The sequence below is a fragment of the Flavobacterium pectinovorum genome (assembly GCF_900142715.1).
GTDB lineage: Bacteria > Bacteroidota > Bacteroidia > Flavobacteriales > Flavobacteriaceae > Flavobacterium > Flavobacterium pectinovorum.
Window position 1 is genome coordinate 26,560 of record NZ_FRBX01000002.1, and the last position, 16,703, is coordinate 43,262.

General features: G+C 33.9%; 14 protein-coding genes. 6 read left to right on the forward strand and 8 right to left on the reverse strand.

What is annotated here, in order from left to right:
- Positions 1–34: 34 nt before the first annotated feature.
- From glmS to BUE22_RS06690, 3 genes are read right to left on the reverse strand one after another with little or no spacing between them, the layout of a single operon-like run.
- Complete coding sequence (gene glmS, locus BUE22_RS06680; protein WP_042563507.1) at positions 35–1,882, reverse strand: glutamine--fructose-6-phosphate transaminase (isomerizing); 1,848 nt, start codon at positions 1,880–1,882, stop codon at positions 35–37.
- Positions 1,883–1,891: 9 nt separating this feature from the next.
- Positions 1,892–3,520, reverse strand: coding sequence for a BamH family beta-barrel-assembly machinery protein (locus BUE22_RS06685; protein WP_073394314.1), 1,629 nt, complete (start codon positions 3,518–3,520; stop codon positions 1,892–1,894).
- A 22-nt stretch (positions 3,521–3,542) separates the two neighbouring features.
- Positions 3,543–4,349, reverse strand: coding sequence for a glycogen/starch synthase (locus BUE22_RS06690; protein WP_042563509.1), 807 nt, complete (start codon positions 4,347–4,349; stop codon positions 3,543–3,545).
- A gap of 78 nt (positions 4,350–4,427) precedes the next feature.
- On the opposite strand from BUE22_RS06690, the gene panC reads away from it, so the two are divergent.
- The 5 genes from panC (at position 4,428) to BUE22_RS06715 (ending at position 10,679) form a co-directional block, all read left to right on the forward strand.
- Positions 4,428–5,306, forward strand: coding sequence for a pantoate--beta-alanine ligase (panC, locus tag BUE22_RS06695; protein WP_073394315.1), 879 nt, complete (start codon positions 4,428–4,430; stop codon positions 5,304–5,306).
- A gap of 14 nt (positions 5,307–5,320) precedes the next feature.
- The gene (panD, locus tag BUE22_RS06700; protein ID WP_026727479.1) at positions 5,321–5,671 is read left to right on the forward strand and encodes an aspartate 1-decarboxylase; all 351 of its coding nucleotides are present in this window, start codon (positions 5,321–5,323) and stop codon (positions 5,669–5,671) included.
- 366 nt (positions 5,672–6,037) lie between these two features.
- Positions 6,038–7,192, forward strand: coding sequence for an alpha/beta hydrolase (locus BUE22_RS06705; protein WP_042563511.1), 1,155 nt, complete (start codon positions 6,038–6,040; stop codon positions 7,190–7,192).
- A complete protein-coding gene (gene radA / locus BUE22_RS06710; RefSeq protein ID WP_073394316.1) occupies positions 7,192–8,553 on the forward strand; it encodes a DNA repair protein RadA in 1,362 nt (453 codons plus the stop codon). The genes BUE22_RS06705 and radA overlap by 1 nt, the downstream gene beginning before the upstream one ends.
- Before the next feature lie 161 nt (positions 8,554–8,714).
- Positions 8,715–10,679, forward strand: coding sequence for a biosynthetic peptidoglycan transglycosylase (locus tag BUE22_RS06715; RefSeq protein WP_073394317.1), 1,965 nt, complete (start codon positions 8,715–8,717; stop codon positions 10,677–10,679).
- 188 nt (positions 10,680–10,867) lie between these two features.
- On the opposite strand, the gene BUE22_RS06720 is transcribed toward BUE22_RS06715, so the two are convergent.
- The 5 genes from BUE22_RS06720 to BUE22_RS06740 form a co-directional block, all read right to left on the reverse strand.
- Positions 10,868–11,905: an aldo/keto reductase gene (locus BUE22_RS06720; protein ID WP_073394318.1), complete on the reverse strand. Its 1,038-nt coding sequence runs from the start codon at positions 11,903–11,905 to the stop codon at positions 10,868–10,870.
- 210 nt (positions 11,906–12,115) lie between these two features.
- A complete protein-coding gene (locus tag BUE22_RS06725; protein WP_073394319.1) occupies positions 12,116–12,415 on the reverse strand; it encodes a type II toxin-antitoxin system RelE/ParE family toxin in 300 nt (99 codons plus the stop codon).
- A complete protein-coding gene (locus BUE22_RS06730; protein ID WP_073394320.1) occupies positions 12,408–12,659 on the reverse strand; it encodes a hypothetical protein in 252 nt (83 codons plus the stop codon). The genes BUE22_RS06725 and BUE22_RS06730 overlap by 8 nt, the downstream gene beginning before the upstream one ends.
- Positions 12,660–12,845: 186 nt before the next feature.
- Complete coding sequence (locus BUE22_RS06735) at positions 12,846–13,790, reverse strand: OmpA family protein (RefSeq protein ID WP_073394321.1); 945 nt, start codon at positions 13,788–13,790, stop codon at positions 12,846–12,848.
- A gap of 150 nt (positions 13,791–13,940) precedes the next feature.
- Positions 13,941–14,702 carry an exodeoxyribonuclease III gene (locus tag BUE22_RS06740; protein WP_042563516.1) on the reverse strand — a complete coding sequence of 254 codons (762 nt, stop codon included), beginning with the start codon at positions 14,700–14,702 and terminating at the stop codon, positions 13,941–13,943.
- 118 nt (positions 14,703–14,820) lie between these two features.
- Here BUE22_RS06740 and BUE22_RS06745 point away from each other — a divergent pair, with 118 nt between their 5' ends.
- Positions 14,821–16,623 carry a GNAT family N-acyltransferase gene (locus tag BUE22_RS06745; RefSeq protein ID WP_073394322.1) on the forward strand — a complete coding sequence of 601 codons (1,803 nt, stop codon included), beginning with the start codon at positions 14,821–14,823 and terminating at the stop codon, positions 16,621–16,623.
- The last annotated feature ends 80 nt before the right edge of the window (positions 16,624–16,703 follow it).

The window sequence follows — 16,703 nt, forward strand, 5'->3', positions numbered from 1 at the left end:
TCGCTTTTATAGCATTATAAATATTTTATAAACTTTATTCTACAGTAACTGATTTTGCCAAATTTCGAGGCTGATCAACATTGCAACCTCTCATTACAGCGATGTAATAAGAAAGTAATTGCAACGGTATCGTAGTAATAAGTGGTGATAACGCATCTGAAGTTTCAGGAATCTCGATTACATAATCGGCTAATTCACGAACTTGTGTATCGCCTTTTGTAACTACGGCAATAATTTTACCGCTTCTTGATTTTATTTCCTGAATATTACTTACAATTTTATCGTAATGACCTTGTTTAGGCGCAATTACAATAACCGGCATGTGCTCATCAATCAATGCAATTGGACCATGCTTCATTTCTGCTGCCGGGTAACCTTCAGCATGAATATAAGAGATCTCTTTTAATTTTAAAGCGCCTTCTAATGCAACCGGGAAGTTATATCCACGACCTAAATACAAACAGTTTGGAGCATCTTTAAAAGCTGCTGCAATTTCTTTTGCTCTGTCGTTTGTCTGTAATGCCTCTGCTACTTTTTCAGGAATTATTTCTAATTCTTGCAAGTAAGTATGATAGTCTGTATTTGACAAAGTTCCTTTAGCTTTACCTAATCTCAAAGCGATCATAGTTAAAACCGTAATTTGAGTTGTAAATGCCTTTGTTGAAGCTACTCCAATTTCAGGTCCTGCGTGCGTGTAAGCACCGGCATGACTTTCTCTTGAAATAGAAGAACCAACAACGTTACAAACACCAAATACAAAAGCACCATTTTCTTTTGCCAATTTAATAGCCGCCATTGTATCTGCAGTTTCTCCTGATTGAGAAATCGCGATAACAACGTCATCTTTATTGATAATTGGGTTACGGTATCTAAATTCAGAAGCATATTCAACTTCAACAGGAATACGAGTAAACTCTTCAAAAATATATTCTGCTACTAAACCTGCGTGCCATGAAGTTCCGCATGCTACAATTAGAATACGTTTTGCGTTTAAGAATTTTTCTAAATTATCTTCAACACCAGCCATCTGAACAATTCCTTCATTGGCATGAAGTCTTCCTCTGTAGGTGTCTTTAATAACACTTGGCTGCTCGTATATTTCTTTTAACATGAAATGATCGTAACCGCCTTTTTCAATTTGCTCCAAATTCATCTGAAGCTCCTGAATATAAGGATCAACTAAAGAGTCATCTTTAATTTTTCTAACTTTAAGAGGTTTATGCAATCTAATGTTTGCCATTTCTCCGTCTTCCAGATAAATAGCATTAGAGGTATATTCAATGAAAGGCGAAGCATCAGAGGCAATAAAGAACTCTCCTTCTCCAACCCCAATTGCTAACGGACTTCCTAATCTTGCTGCTACGATTTCGTTCGGATTTTTTTTATCAAAAACCGCAATCGCATAAGCACCTACAACTTGGTTTAAAGCAATTTGAACTGCTTTACCCAATTTTATATTTTCTTTTTTCTGAACTTCTTCAATCAAATTCACCAATACTTCTGTATCTGTATCAGATTTAAAAGTATATCCTCTCTTTTTTAATTCTTCTTTAAGAGGTGCATAATTTTCAATAATTCCATTGTGAATAATTACTAATTCACCAGAATTTGAAAGATGCGGATGTGAGTTTACATCATTTGGAACTCCGTGAGTTGCCCAACGAGTGTGCCCAATCCCTATAGTTCCGTTTGTTGTAAAATTATCTTTTGCTTTCTCTTCAAGATCTGAAACCTTACCTTTTGTTTTACAAAGTTTTATACCTGAGTTATCATACAACATAACCCCGGCACTGTCATATCCTCTGTACTCAAGACGCTTTAATCCTTTTATAATAATAGGATAAGCCTCTCTATGACCGATATATCCAACAATTCCACACATATATATTTATTAATTTGGTTTCGTGTAGTAAATCTCAAGTTGTAATTTTTTACCAGTCGGGATTGTTGAACTTGAATTACCTCCATACAATACTGTTCCTACCGGTGTTATAACTGTCGATCTTGGAGCTTCTGAAATAACGCTGTTTTTTAATTTCAACTTATTCGAAGCTGTAATACTAATATCATCAATAGCAACTAAACCTAATCTAACATTTTTAGCAGTAGCATCTTTTATGATATTTCGAATATGATTAGTCAACCTGATTTTATAATATGACCCTCTTTTTGTAGTAGAATTTACATTCACTATTCCACCGTAAATAACTTTTGTCATTCTAGGATCAGTTGTTATACTTGTACTACCATCTGCCGCATAATCTACAATTGGCAAATTATTATCCAGATCATACAAGTAAACTCTTTTCGGCTCTTTAGCCATTTTTTTTATATCAGTACTACCATCAGCTGTTTTAGCCATTTGTAAAGTATCGATGTAAAAAACCAAATTTGCTTCGTTAACAAGCCATTTATTGGCTCTAATTTCTTCTAATTTTGCAGCAAGACCATTAAGTTCTAATACAGCAAGTGATCCTTGGCCTCCTTTTAAGAAAAGTCTTTCATCTCCTGCCGGATTCGGATTTTGTATTGCAGTTGCATAGTCAGAACTTTTGGCATCCTTAAGTAAACTAGCTGTACTTCCTGTTAAATTAATAACCAATGTTCTGTCTTCTACAGTTTCCCCATCAGTCGTAATATCAGTTTTAGCCTTGTATTTAATAGTAATTTTACCTTTTGTAAAATCCATCAAAGCCATATTGCTTGGATCACTCCCTGACCTTTCTACTTGAAAATATAATCCTCTGAAATATTCCTGAAAAACATCAGCAGTAGCAAGTTTTGCAGCCGGAGCACTCAATATTTTACTTTGAAAAAAGGCATTATCTAAATTCAAACGCATTTCGGGAGCAACTTTTGTGGTAACTTCTTTACCATCAGTAGTTGTTACATCAGTGATTTGTTTTGCGTCAAAAAAGAATTGATCATTTTCTAATACACCTCCTGTATTTAATCGACTACCAACTTTTTTTGTATCAAAATTTATATATTCTGGAACACCAGTATCGGTATCCATATCGGTATTATACAATTGTGCAAATTGATTACCACCATCAAAATAAGAAGCACGCATTTGAACACCAGACTCGTAAACACTTAATTTTAACTTTCCTTCCGGCGCTCCATAAATAGAGTCTAATGCATAAGTACTACTCCCATCAAGGTTAGTGGCTGTTATATGACTAAAATAAGGCACGCTAAGTACAACACTTTGTATTACCGGCGATTCTCCAATAGAAGGAGCATAAGCAGCAAGTGCAACCTGCGTGGTATAATTTGCTGTTGTTGTTCCTAAAACCGGATTATCATAAATACCTAAAGCATTTACTGTCAAAGAATTTGACTGAATTGGTGTTACTTCCTGATTGTAAGCCAAAACATCATATTTTTCAGATTCAAGACCAAAATGATCGTCTCCAATCAAATCATCTCCAATGGCATTAAAATCTTTGTCGCAAGAATATAAAAGAACTACAGTACTTATTAATAGAATTTTCTTAAAGAAAGAAGTATTATACATGTTTAAAAATAAAGTTTAAAATTTAAAGACCCATCGTTTTATAGAAATTTGTATACGCTTCTGCGAATGCATCTTTCGTGGCGAAAGGTAAAAAAGGTTTTCCTGAAGATTCTATAAATTTTGTTAAACTTGGCGATACATTTTCAGATGCAATGATAACAGCATCAGAATGTAAGATACTAGCCTTTAGAACATTCTCATAATTTGGAGTTTCCAAATCAGCAATTGCTTCGTGAGGAACACCGTCAAATTTCACCTTATTAATCATTTCTAAATCTAAATTTTCATCAAAAGATTGCCCGTAAACAGATGTTACGATTTTTGTTTCAGAAAATAAAGCTTCGTTTTTATAGTAATGTTTCATGTAAATTGGCAACATAGCAGCCAGCCAGCCATGAACGTGAATAATATCCGGAACCCAATTTAGTTTTTTTACTGTTTCAACAACTCCTTTTGCAAAAAATATTGCTCTTTCGTCATTATCAGGGTACAGTGCTCCCTCTTCGTCAGCAAAAGTTGCTTTACGTTTGAAATATTCATCATTATCAATAAAATAAACCTGAATTCTTTCTTTCGGAATTGAAGCTACCTTAATAATCAATGGCATATCTAAGTCGTTCACTACCAAATTCATTCCTGAAAGTCTAATAACTTCATGCAACTGGTGTCTTCTTTCGTTGATATTTCCATATCTTGGCATGAAAATTCTTATCTGACCTCCCTGATCATTAATCATTTTGGGAACGTCATAAGACATTAAAGAAACTTCATTTTCAGCCAAATAAGGCACGACTTCAGATGATACATATAATATCCTCTTATCTTTCATAATAGTATTTTACTTAATTTTTGGTAATAAAAACGTTGCAAAATTACAAAAATTTATGCAGTTTATAACTAATATATTATGTTTGCACTAAATTTTAATATTACCAACATGCATATTTTCTACGGTAAAGTAGCTTTGATAGCCTATTTAAAAACTATCAAAACGGCAAATTCGACCATCGGGTTTGTTCCTACAATGGGTGCTTTACACCAAGGGCATCTGGCTTTGATGCAAAGATCCCTTAAAGAAAACGACGATACTGTAGTAAGTATTTTCGTAAACCCAACTCAATTTAACAATCCCGAAGATCTGGCAAAATACCCTAGAACTTTAGAAGAGGACGTAAAAAAAATGCGTGGTTTGAGCGATAAAATGATTCTCTATGCTCCTTCTGTAGAAGATATTTATGAAGGAAATACGGTTTCGCAGGATTTTGATTTTGACGGATTGGAAAATCAAATGGAAGGAAAATTCAGACCCGGACACTTTAATGGTGTTGGCACGATCGTAAAAAGGCTATTTGAAATCGTAACTCCTACAAATGCTTATTTTGGCGAAAAAGATTTTCAGCAATTGCAGATCGTTAAAAAAATGGTCGAAAAAAATCATTTGCCGGTAAATGTTGTGGGCTGCCCTATTTTTAGAGAAGAAAACCAATTGGCAATGAGCTCCAGAAATGAGCGCTTAACTCCCGAAGAGAGAAAAGAAGCTGCTATCATTTATAAAATTTTAACCGAAGCAAAAGAAATATTCAAAACAAAAAGTCCGGAAGAAACAATCGAATTTGTAGAAAATTCTTTCAAAGACAATAAAAAGTTTGACCTGGAATATTTCGTAATTGCTGACGAATCTACATTATTACCTATCGATCTTAAAAGAGAAGGCAAAAATTACCGCGCATTTATAGCAGTATTTGTTAATTCTATTAGGTTGATTGACACCATTTCATTAAATTAATTTACCTTTGCAACATGCAAATTCAAGTTATAAAATCTAAAATTCATCGAGTAAAAGTAACCGGCGCCGATTTAAATTATATTGGCAGCATTACTATTGATGAAACTTTACTAGAAGCTTCAAACATAATTGAAGGCGAAAAAGTATCTATTGTAAATATCAATAATGGTGAACGTTTTGAAACTTATGCTATTAAAGGAGAAAAAAATTCAGGTGAAATAACACTGAATGGTCCTGCAGCCAGAAAGGTTCAAAAAGACGATATTATCATTATTATATCCTATGCAACCCTGGAATTTGAAGAAGCTAAAACCTTCAAACCATGGATCATTTTTCCAAATGAAAACGATAATTCGCTAACATAAGCTTTCCTTTTACACTTAAATCTACTTTTAGTTTGTTCCAATTTTGATGGTACAAACAGTATTTTATTGGCTTAAATTCAATATTGATTTTAAAGGATCAATTTGAAAACCTGCGTAGTGATAAAAAAATAACCGCAAAGCTCGCAAAATTTTTATTTAGTTTGTGTTGAGCAAACACAAAGTTCGCAAAGCTTTATCTTTAACTTTGCGTAAAATCTTTGCGAGCTTTGCGGTTAATTTTGATTTATTTATTTAAATCTGACCTACATTGCTATTTTAAAAATCCTACAATAATAAAAAAGCAAATAAAATGTTATATTGCTACACTATTTCAATACTTTTTAATCCACTGAAATACCCCAAATCATGAGAAAAGTTTACTTACTATTTGCTTTAATTTCCATCTCGGCTTTTGCCCAGAAGAAATTCGACAACATTCAATCTGAAAAACTTGGAGAAGAACGAAGAATTACAATCGGACTTCCGGAATCTTACGAAGCCAATCCTGAAAAAAAATATCCTGTTTTATATTTGTTAGACGGCGATTATTTATTTGACCCATTCTCTGGTGCTGTAAGTTATGGTACTTATTGGGGCGATTTGCCCGAAATGATTATCATTGGCATTCATCAAAATAAAAACGACGAAAGAGAAGACGACACCACTATTGACCAAAATGAAGGACTTCCTTTTGAAAAAGGCGCGGAGTTTTTTGAATTTGTTGGTGCCGAATTAGTTCCTTATATCGAAAAAAAATACCGCACTTCGCCTTTTAGAATTATTGCCGGTCATGACCTTACAGCAAGTTTTGTCAACTTTTATTTGTACAAAGAACAACCGTTGTTTAACGCTTATATTTGTTTTAGTCCAGAATTGGCTCCTAAAATGGAAGTTCGAATTCCGGAGAAATTTGCAAAAGTAACAGAACCTGTATTTTACTATTTATCTGCTGCAGATGGTGACAATAAAAAAATCAAAGAACCAATAGAAAAATTAGACAGCAATATTAAACTTGCCAATAATCCCTTGGTAAACTACAAATACGATTTATTTAAAGGCACTACACATTACACTCAGGTTTTACATGCAATTCCGAGTGCTTTGTACCAAATTTTTGAAGTATACAAACCTATCAATTCAGCAGAATATAATGATAAAATTGCTGTTCTTGAAACAGGATATGCTGATTATTTAGAAAATAAATACAACACGATGTCTAAAGTTTTAGGCGTTCAGATTCCGGTGAGAATGAGTGATTTCAAAATAATTGAAAACCTTATCCTTAAAAAAAATGCGTATGATGAATTAGGCAAAATGGCCGAAATTGGAAACGTAAATTATCCAAAAGCCATGTTGGGCGAATATGAATTAGGATTGATGTACGAAAAAATGGGAGATCCAAAAAGAGCTTCAAAAAAATATCAAAATGCATCGCAAATGGAACCAATTGGGGATTTGAATAAAGATGTGATGTACGAGAAAATCGACGAAATGAATACGCTTGCTAAAAAAACCAAATAATGTCTAAAGTTAAAACTTCCTTTTTTTGCCAGAATTGCGGAACCCAATATGCCAAATGGCAAGGGCAATGCAATGCCTGCAAGGAATGGAATACTATTGCCGAAGAAATTATTCAGAAGCAGGAAAAGGTAGCCTGGAAAAGCGAACCTACTTCTACCAGTAAAGCACCGCGACCTTTAAAAATTAATGAAATTGATTCGGCTCAGGAAATTCGAATGGATACAACTGATGGCGAATTGAATCGTGTTTTAGGCGGCGGAATTGTTCCTGGCTCTCTGACACTTTTAGGAGGTGAACCGGGAATTGGAAAAAGTACGCTTTTGCTGCAAATTTCTTTAAAACTGCCTTATAAAACTTTATATGTTTCCGGAGAAGAAAGTCAGAAACAAATAAAAATGCGTGCCGAAAGAATAACGCCAAATAGCGACAACTGCTATATTTTGACGGAAACTAAAACGCAAAATATATTCAAACAAATTGAAGCTATCCAGCCAGAGATTGTAATTATAGATTCAATCCAGACTTTACATACAGATTATATTGAATCGACAGCCGGAAGTATTTCTCAAATTAGAGAAACAACTGCCGAACTGATCAAGTTTGCAAAAGAAACCAATATTCCGGTTATATTGATTGGACATATTACGAAAGACGGAAATATCGCTGGACCAAAAATCCTGGAACATATGGTCGATACCGTTTTGCAGTTTGAAGGCGACAGAAATCATGTCTACCGAATTCTGCGTTCGCTAAAAAACCGTTTTGGTTCTACTGCCGAATTAGGAATTTATGAAATGCTGGGAAGCGGTTTGCGAGAAGTAAGCAATCCGTCAGAAATATTGATTTCGCATAAAGACGAGGAAATGTCGGGAACGGCAATTGCCACAACCATGGAAGGTATGCGTCCGTTAATGATCGAAATTCAATCTTTGGTAAGCACAGCCGTTTACGGAACGCCGCAGCGCAGTACTACTGGTTACAACGCCAAACGGCTAAACATGATTTTGGCGGTTTTAGAAAAAAGAGCCGGATTTCGTTTAGGCGCAAAAGACGTTTTCCTGAATGTTACCGGAGGAATTTCTGTTGATGATCCGGCAATTGACTTAGCTGTTGTTGCCGCTATTTTATCTTCAAATGAAGATATCCCAATAACGAAAGGCTTTTGTTTTGCCGGCGAAGTTGGTTTATCCGGAGAAATCCGACCTGTAAATCGCGTAGATCAACGTATTCAGGAAGCCGAAAAACTAGGATTCAATACTATCTTTGTTTCAAAATACAATAAAATTGCCTTAAAAAACACAGGAATCAAAATTGAACTTGTTGCCAAGATTGAAGATGTTGCCAGTTTTCTTTTTGGTTAAATTTTTGTTTGCCACGAATTTCACAAATTAAACACGAATTTTTATTTAAATTTAATGTGAAATCTTACATATCCAAGTCATATATAATTCGAGAAATTAGCGAAATTCGTGGCAAAAAATTTACACCACGAAAATTCCTTAAATTTTTATAAACCTACTTTATGAAATTTCCAAAACAAAAAATATTAAAAGCACTTCTAATACTTGCCCTGGTATTAGTAGTGCTTTTTTTAGGTCTTTACTTTTTTCGCGATTCACTTTTAAAACAAGCCATTGCAAAAGTTACCTTGAAAATGAATACAGAATATGACAGTAAATTTTCTGTAAAATCAGCTTCATTTGAAGGATTATCTGGAATCAAATTAACTGATGTTATTTTAGTTCCTAATAATGCGGACACGCTTTGCCACATTCACAAAATAGAAACCAGTATTAGTTTATCGAATTTATTAATTGGAGATGTTCAGGTTGGAACCTTAAAAATCAACGATGGTTATATTCAATTAGTAAAAAAGGGGAAAGTGCGCAATTTTGATGCTTTTCTAAAAAGAGATAAATCAGATTCTGATACAAACGAAAAACGCAAATACGCCACTTTTGCTTATCAAATCATTTCAAAGCTATTAAATTTAGTTCCAACAGATATGAAATTGGAAAACCTGAATTTTAAAATTGATGATAATGGTAAAAAAGCCTCTATTGAGATAAATAAACTCGTTTTAGACAATAAACAACTTGAAACGAATCTTCATGTTCAAAGTAAAAATTTTGATCAAAAATGGAATATTAAAGGATTTGCTGACCCAAGAAATAAAAAAGCAGACATCCGGTTTTTTAATCTTGATACCGGAGCCATTCGCGTTCCGTATCTTGACGAACGTTACAACTTTAAGGCAAGCTTTGATTCTATTCGATTAAATGTTGCCAATATTGATAAGGACGGAAGTGAATTGCATATTGATGGTTATACTTCTATCACCAATTTAAAAATCAATCATCCAAAAATTGCGAGCAAAGATGTTGTAATTAAAAATGCCCGTTTTGATTATCGTTTTTTGCTTGGTGATGATTTTATTTCGATTGACAGCACTTCGACAATGCAATTGAATAAAATAAAAGTAAAGCCTTACGTTTCGTATAATACGGAAAAAGACACGGTTTATACTTTACAAGTCGAGATTCCGAAAATGCAGGCACAGGATTTTATTGTTTCCTTACCAGACGGATTGTTTACCCATTTTCAAGGAATGGAAGCGACGGGAATTTTCGATTATAAATTGGATTTCAAATTCAATAAAAACAAACCTAATACTTTAGTTTTTGACAGTAAACTAAACAAACAAGATCTAAGAATCACGAAATATGGTGAAGCCGATCTTAATAAATTAAACAGAGAATTTGTTTATCGCGCTATCATTCAGAATGTGTTGCAGCGTCCGGTTTTGGTTGGAAGTGCAAATCCCAATTATACACCTTTAGACCAAATCTCGCCTTATTTACGAAAATCAGTATTGACAACAGAAGATCCTTCTTTCTTTTCGCATCGCGGATTTATAAATGAAGCCTTCAAACAATCTATTCTGAAAAACATCAGAACTAAAAAATTCTCTCGCGGCGCCAGTACAATCAGTATGCAATTGATTAAAAATGTATTTCTAACCCGTGAAAAAACACTTTCGCGTAAGCTGGAAGAAATTCTATTGGTTTATATTTTAGAAAATAACAGAGTTGTAAGCAAAGAAAGAATGCTTGAAGTTTATTTCAACATTATCGAATGGGGACCAAATGTATACGGAATTGGTGAAGCAAGTCAATTTTATTTCCAAAAAAGCCCTTCTGCTTTAAATGTAGACGAATGTTTATTTCTGGCTACTATAATTCCAAAGCCAAGAAAATTTATGTATCAGTTTAATGATGAAGGAAATCTAAAAGATTATGCCGTAAAAAATCAAAAATTCTTAAGAAACTTAATGTTTCGCAGAGGTCTTTTAATTCCAGAAGACACTATTGGCCAGTTTCCGGTTTATATTTCCGGAAATGCGCGTTCTTTAATACGAATCAAAGCACCGGATTCGACAGCAATTAAAAATGATTCTTTGGCGATGGAGGAGGAATTTGATTTGTAAACGATTGCCACGAAGACACCAAGGCACAAAGTATTGTCATTTCGACCGAAGGGAGAAATCACACTCATCTACAAAGAGAATCTACAATCTTTGTCGAGCTTCTAGTGTGATTTCTCCCTTCGGTCGAAATGACACAAAATGCAAATAAATAATAAATATTTGTGTCTTAGCGCCTTCGTGGCAATAACTTACGGAGCCGGATCAGGAATAATAGCCTGAACTTTATCAATTCCGGCTAAAATTTCTTTTGAAAGTACAATATCAATCGTGTCAATATTTTCTTTTAATTGTTCCAATGTTGTAGCTCCGATAATGGCACTCGTTAAAAATGGCTGCTGCAACACAAAAGCCATTGATAATTGCGTTAACGTTAATCCGTGTTTATGGGCGATTTCCTGATATAATTTTGTTGCTTGTGTACATTGATCGCTTCCGTAACGGGTATATTGCGGGAAAAGTTTAACCCTTGCTTTTGGATGTTCTTCTCCGGTTAAAAATTTGCCAGTCAATGTTCCAAATCCTAAAGGTGAATATCCCAACAAACCTACATTCTCATGAATGGCAACTTCAGCCGAACCAACTTCAAAAAGACGGTTCAATAAATTATACGGATTTTGAACCGTTTTAATTCTTGGCAAATTTTGATATTTGCTTTCTTCCAGAAAACGCATCATTCCCCAGGCATTTTCGTTCGAAACTCCGATGTGTTTTATTTTTCCTTCTTTGATTAATCCTTCAAACGTTTCCAGAACTTCTCTGAAGTTATCTTCCCACGCATCATCCTGAACTTTAAAAGCACGCTGACCAAAAGTATTTGTTTTACGTTCCGGCCAATGCATTTGATACAAGTCGATATAATCTGTTTGCAGACGTTTTAAACTATTATCTAAAGCATATTTAATACTTGCAGGAGAAAAATCAAGTTTTTCGCGCATATAACCAAAATTTGCGTTTGGCCCCGCAATTTTTGAAGCCAAAACTACTTTCTCGCGATTTCCTGATTTTTTAAACCATGTCCCGATGATTTTTTCTGTGCTTCCGTAAGTTGCTTCACTTGCCGGAACCGAATACATTTCGGCAGTATCAAAAAAATTAATTCCGCGTTCAAAAGCATAATCCATTTGAGCATGACCTTCTGCTTCTGTGTTTTGTTGCCCGAAAGTCATGGTTCCGAGACAGATTTTACTAACTTTTATATCGGTATTGGGTAAAGTTGTGTATTTCATTTTTTTTGAGGTGCTAAGGTGCTGAGTTGCTAAGATTTCTAAGTTTTTTCTTTTGAATAAGAAGCTTCAAATATACAACGGGATTATTCAAATGAAAATTCGACAAAGGTTAAAAAGGATATAAAAAGTGAATTTTAAAATTTTAAATAATGAAATTAATCTTTCAATCCAGGATAATAAAGGGGTTCAAAGTTAAAACTTTGAACCCCTTTATTTCAAACTTTTTATAGGATTCTGAAGGGAATTAAAAACTCTAATAATAAAAATAGAATTTTCTTTAATTTGATATAGAATTTTAAAATTCCTTACTATAATTCTTCTGCAATCCAATCTATATTCGTCTAATTGAAATTGTTCAGCAAAAACAATTTTATTTGGACTATTAAATAATTCATCTCTAATTTTAATTGCTGTTTCTTTAGAGATTTTCTTCTTTAGTGAAATGTAAATTTCTTTCAAATCTTCTTTAGCATTTGCTGTCCAGAAAACTTCAATTTTAATATTACTCATTATCCCAATCCTGCATTTCTTTCGATAAATCTTCTTGTGAAATTATTCGATTGTATTTAACATCATTCAAACCTTCTTCAACTTTATTATGATATTCAGACAAGGTTAAAGAATTCCCTTTTGCATCGTAAGAAACAACTTCATTTAAATAGTTATCAAATACAGAAGAGACAATGCGCAATACTTTTTCATCTGCTAAATCTAATTGATTTCTTATTTTATCTTTTAATTCCGGAAGTCCCATAATTATATTCTTTAAGATTTTCAAAGTTACAAAATAATAAGAATCGAAATTCTAAATTTTAAATTCCAAACCTAAAATTCAACATAATTAAACCTACAAGATTTTAGAAACCTTGCAGGAAACTAAAAAGGCTCAAAGTTTAAAACTCTGAGCCTTTGTTCCTTTGAACCTTTGTAACTAAAAAACTTAATTTATACTATTAAGCATTTCCGCGATTTCATCTAATCTTGGCGTTAAGATGATTTCGATTCTGCGGTTTTTGGCTTTTCCTTCCGGAGTGGCGTTGCTTGCCAATGGAGAGAATTCACTACGACCGGCAGCCGTTAGTTTTTGTTTGTTGATTTTTGTGTTTTCACTCAAAATATTTACAATTGCTGTTGCTCTTTTTGTTGATAAATCCCAGTTGTTTGCAATTGGTCCTGAACCAGCATACGGATCATCATCTGTATGTCCTTCAATAAGAACCGAAAGATCAGGATTATCTCCAAGAACTTTTCCTAATTCTACAACTGCTTTTCTACCTTCGGTACCAACAGCCCAGCTTCCTGAATTAAAAAGTAATTTGTTTTCCATAGAAACATAAACTTTTCCGTTTTTTTGTTCTACTGTCAAACCTTTTCCTTCAAAACCGTTTAAGGCTTTTGATAAAGTTTCCTTTAATTTTTTCATTGCCGCTTCTTTGGCCGCAATCATAGCTTCAAGTTCGTTTAAGCGGTTTGCCGTTTTATCAAGACGCGCTTGTTCTTCGGCCAGTTTTTTAGATTTTGCTTCTAATTGTGCCAGCAATTCACGGTTTTTAGCCATATTGCTTTCTAATGCATCATTGCTGTTTTTCTCCAATGCATTGTAGGAATCCTGCAGTACTTTGTATTTTTTTTGTTCAGCGGCAAGATCTGCTTTTTGTTTTGCAAGATCGTCTTTTGTGCCTGCCAAATCTTTTGTTAATTTATCACGATCTAATTCTAATTGATTTTTAGCTTTTTGCAAATCTGCATTTTGATCAGCAATGGAGCGATTTTCTTTTTTCAGATCTGAATATTTAGATTCAAGATCATTGTAAATTTTCTTAGAAACACACGAAGTCATGGATAAAGCTACTACTAGCAATCCGATGGAGGCTTTTTTAATCATCTTATTTTTTGGTTTTTATTTGGGGCTTATTAATAATTCAAAATTTCTTGTTTTACGGAGAGCTTAATTAAAATTCCAAAAGTTAAATTCCAAATTCCAAAAAGACTCACTTTAAAACTGCTATTCTTTTAACAATAACAATACCAAACTTTATTCGATTTCAACTAAAACCGGACAGTGATCTGAATGCACGGCATCTGGTAAAATTACAGCACGCTTTAATCTGTGTTCTAATGAATCGCTTACTAAATTATAATCGATACGCCAGCCTTTGTTGTTTCCGCGGGCTCCGGCACGATAACTCCACCACGAATAATGATGCGGATCTTTGTTGAAATGACGGAAACTATCTATAAAACCGGATTTTATAAACCCATCAAGCCAGGCACGTTCTGCAGGCAAAAATCCTGAAACAGTTTTATTACGAACCGGATCATGAATATCAATCGCTTCGTGGCAAATGTTGTAATCACCGCAAATAATCAGGTTTGGAATTGTAATTTTAAGTTCGTTGATGTAATTTTGAAAATCATCCATAAACATAAATTTATGATCAAGTCTTTCAATATTAGTTCCCGATGGAAGGTATAAACTCATTACCGAACAATCATCAAAATCAGCACGAAGGTTACGACCTTCAAAATCCATATGCTGAATTCCGGTTCCGAAAACGACATTATTGGGTTTTATTTTAGATAAGATAGCCACGCCGCTATATCCTTTTTTGGTAGCCGGATAATAATATTGATAAGGGTAACCGGCATCGGTAATTGCTTCAACGGGAATTTGCTCTTGTGTCGCTTTTATCTCCTGAAGACAAATAACATCAGGATTGGCTTGTTGCAGCCATTCTATAAATCCTTTTGTAATTGCCGCTCTGATTCCGTTTACATTATAAGAAATAATTTTCATTCAAGTTTTTTTTAGGAACCCAAATGTAATAAAAAAGTGGAAAGTTTGCATTTGTATCAACGAAAAGTAGAGTTTTTTGTTATCTTTGTTCGCTGCTCTAATAAATTAAAAATAGTACATGGGTTTAGTTACCGCGAAAGAAGTTGCAAAGGCAATAAATGTTGAGAAGTACGGGGTTCTTGGTACTTTTTCAGGCTGGATTCTTATGAAGGTTCTTAAGATCTCTACCCTTAATAAAATTTACGATCATAACAAACATTTAGAGGATGTCGCGTTTTTAAACGGAATTTTGGATGAAATGGAAATCAAATTTGAAATTCCTGAAGAAGATTTAAAACGATTACCCAAAGATGGCGCTTATATTACTATCTCAAATCATCCGCTTGGAGGAATTGACGGTATTTTATTATTGAAATTAATGCTTGAAAGAGAACCTAATTTCAAGATCATTGCCAACTTTTTATTACATAGAATTGTTCCGCTTAAAAAATATATCATGCCGGTTAATCCCTTTGAAAATCATAAGGACGCAAAATCGAGTGTGGTGGGAATTAAAGAAACTTTACGCCATTTAAGTGACGGAAAACCGTTGGGAATTTTCCCTGCCGGGGAAGTTTCAACCTATAAGGATGGTAAATTAGTAGTAGATAAGCCTTGGGAAGAGGGTGCATTGAAATTGATTAGAAAAGCAAAAGTTCCGGTTGTACCCATTTATTTTCACGCTAAAAACAGCAGATTATTCTATTGGCTTTCTAAAATTGACGATACTTTACGAACTGCAAAATTACCATCGGAATTATTGACGCAGAGAGATCGTGTTATTAAAGTTCGTATTGGTAAGCCGATTTCGGTAAACGAGCAAAACGAAATTGAATCGTTTGAAGAGTATTCAGAATTTTTAAGAAAGAAAACCTATATGCTTGCCAATCCTTTTGAAAAGGACAGCAAACTGATTGATACAGCAAGTTTAAAAATTCCGAAAGCACCAAAAAAAATCGTTACTCCGGCAAACGAATCAAAAATGATTGACGAGGTAAATGCGTTAAGAAACAGCGATTGCCGTTTACTGCAAAGTAAAAACTACGAAGTTTTTTTTGCAACAGCGAAGTCTGTTCCAAACATTTTACATGAAATTGGACGTTTGCGCGAAATCACTTTCCGTGAAGTTGGTGAAGGAACAAACGAATCTATTGACTTAGACAAATTTGACCAATATTATCACCATATGTTTTTGTGGGATGATGAAACCAAACGAATTGCAGGTGCTTACCGTATGGGATTGGGATCTGAAATTTATCCGAAATATGGTCTTGAAGGTTTTTATTTAAATGACCTTTTTAGATTTGAACCGGAATTGCACGATATGATGCATAAATCTATCGAAATGGGACGCGCTTTTATTGTTAAGGAATATCAGCAAAAACCAATGCCTTTGTTTTTATTATGGAAAGGTATCATTCATACAACATTACGTTATCCTGAACATAAGTATTTATTAGGTGGAGTAAGTATCAGTAATCAATTCTCTGATTTCTCGAAATCATTGATGATCGAGTTTATGAAATCAAATTATTACGATCCCTATATCGCACAGTACATTCATCCTAAAAAAGCTTACAAAGTAAAACTAAAAGACGCTGACAAAGACTTTATTTTTGATGAAGCCGAATCAGATCTTAATAAATTTGACAAAATTATTGACGAATTAGAACCAGGAAATTTACGTTTGCCGGTTTTAATTAAAAAGTACATCAAACAAAATGCCCGCGTAGTTGCTTTTAACGTTGATCCGTTGTTTAATAATGCGATCGATGGTTTAATGTACATTCGCATTGCAGATATTCCGGAAAGTACAATGAAACCGGTTATCGAAGAGTTTCAAATAGAACTGGAACGTAAACTATCTGAAAAAGAAGACTAATACCCTATTTAAATTATACGCTGATTTTTACAGTACTACCTAAACGCACAATAAAAGCCTAAATTATCTTATCTATTACC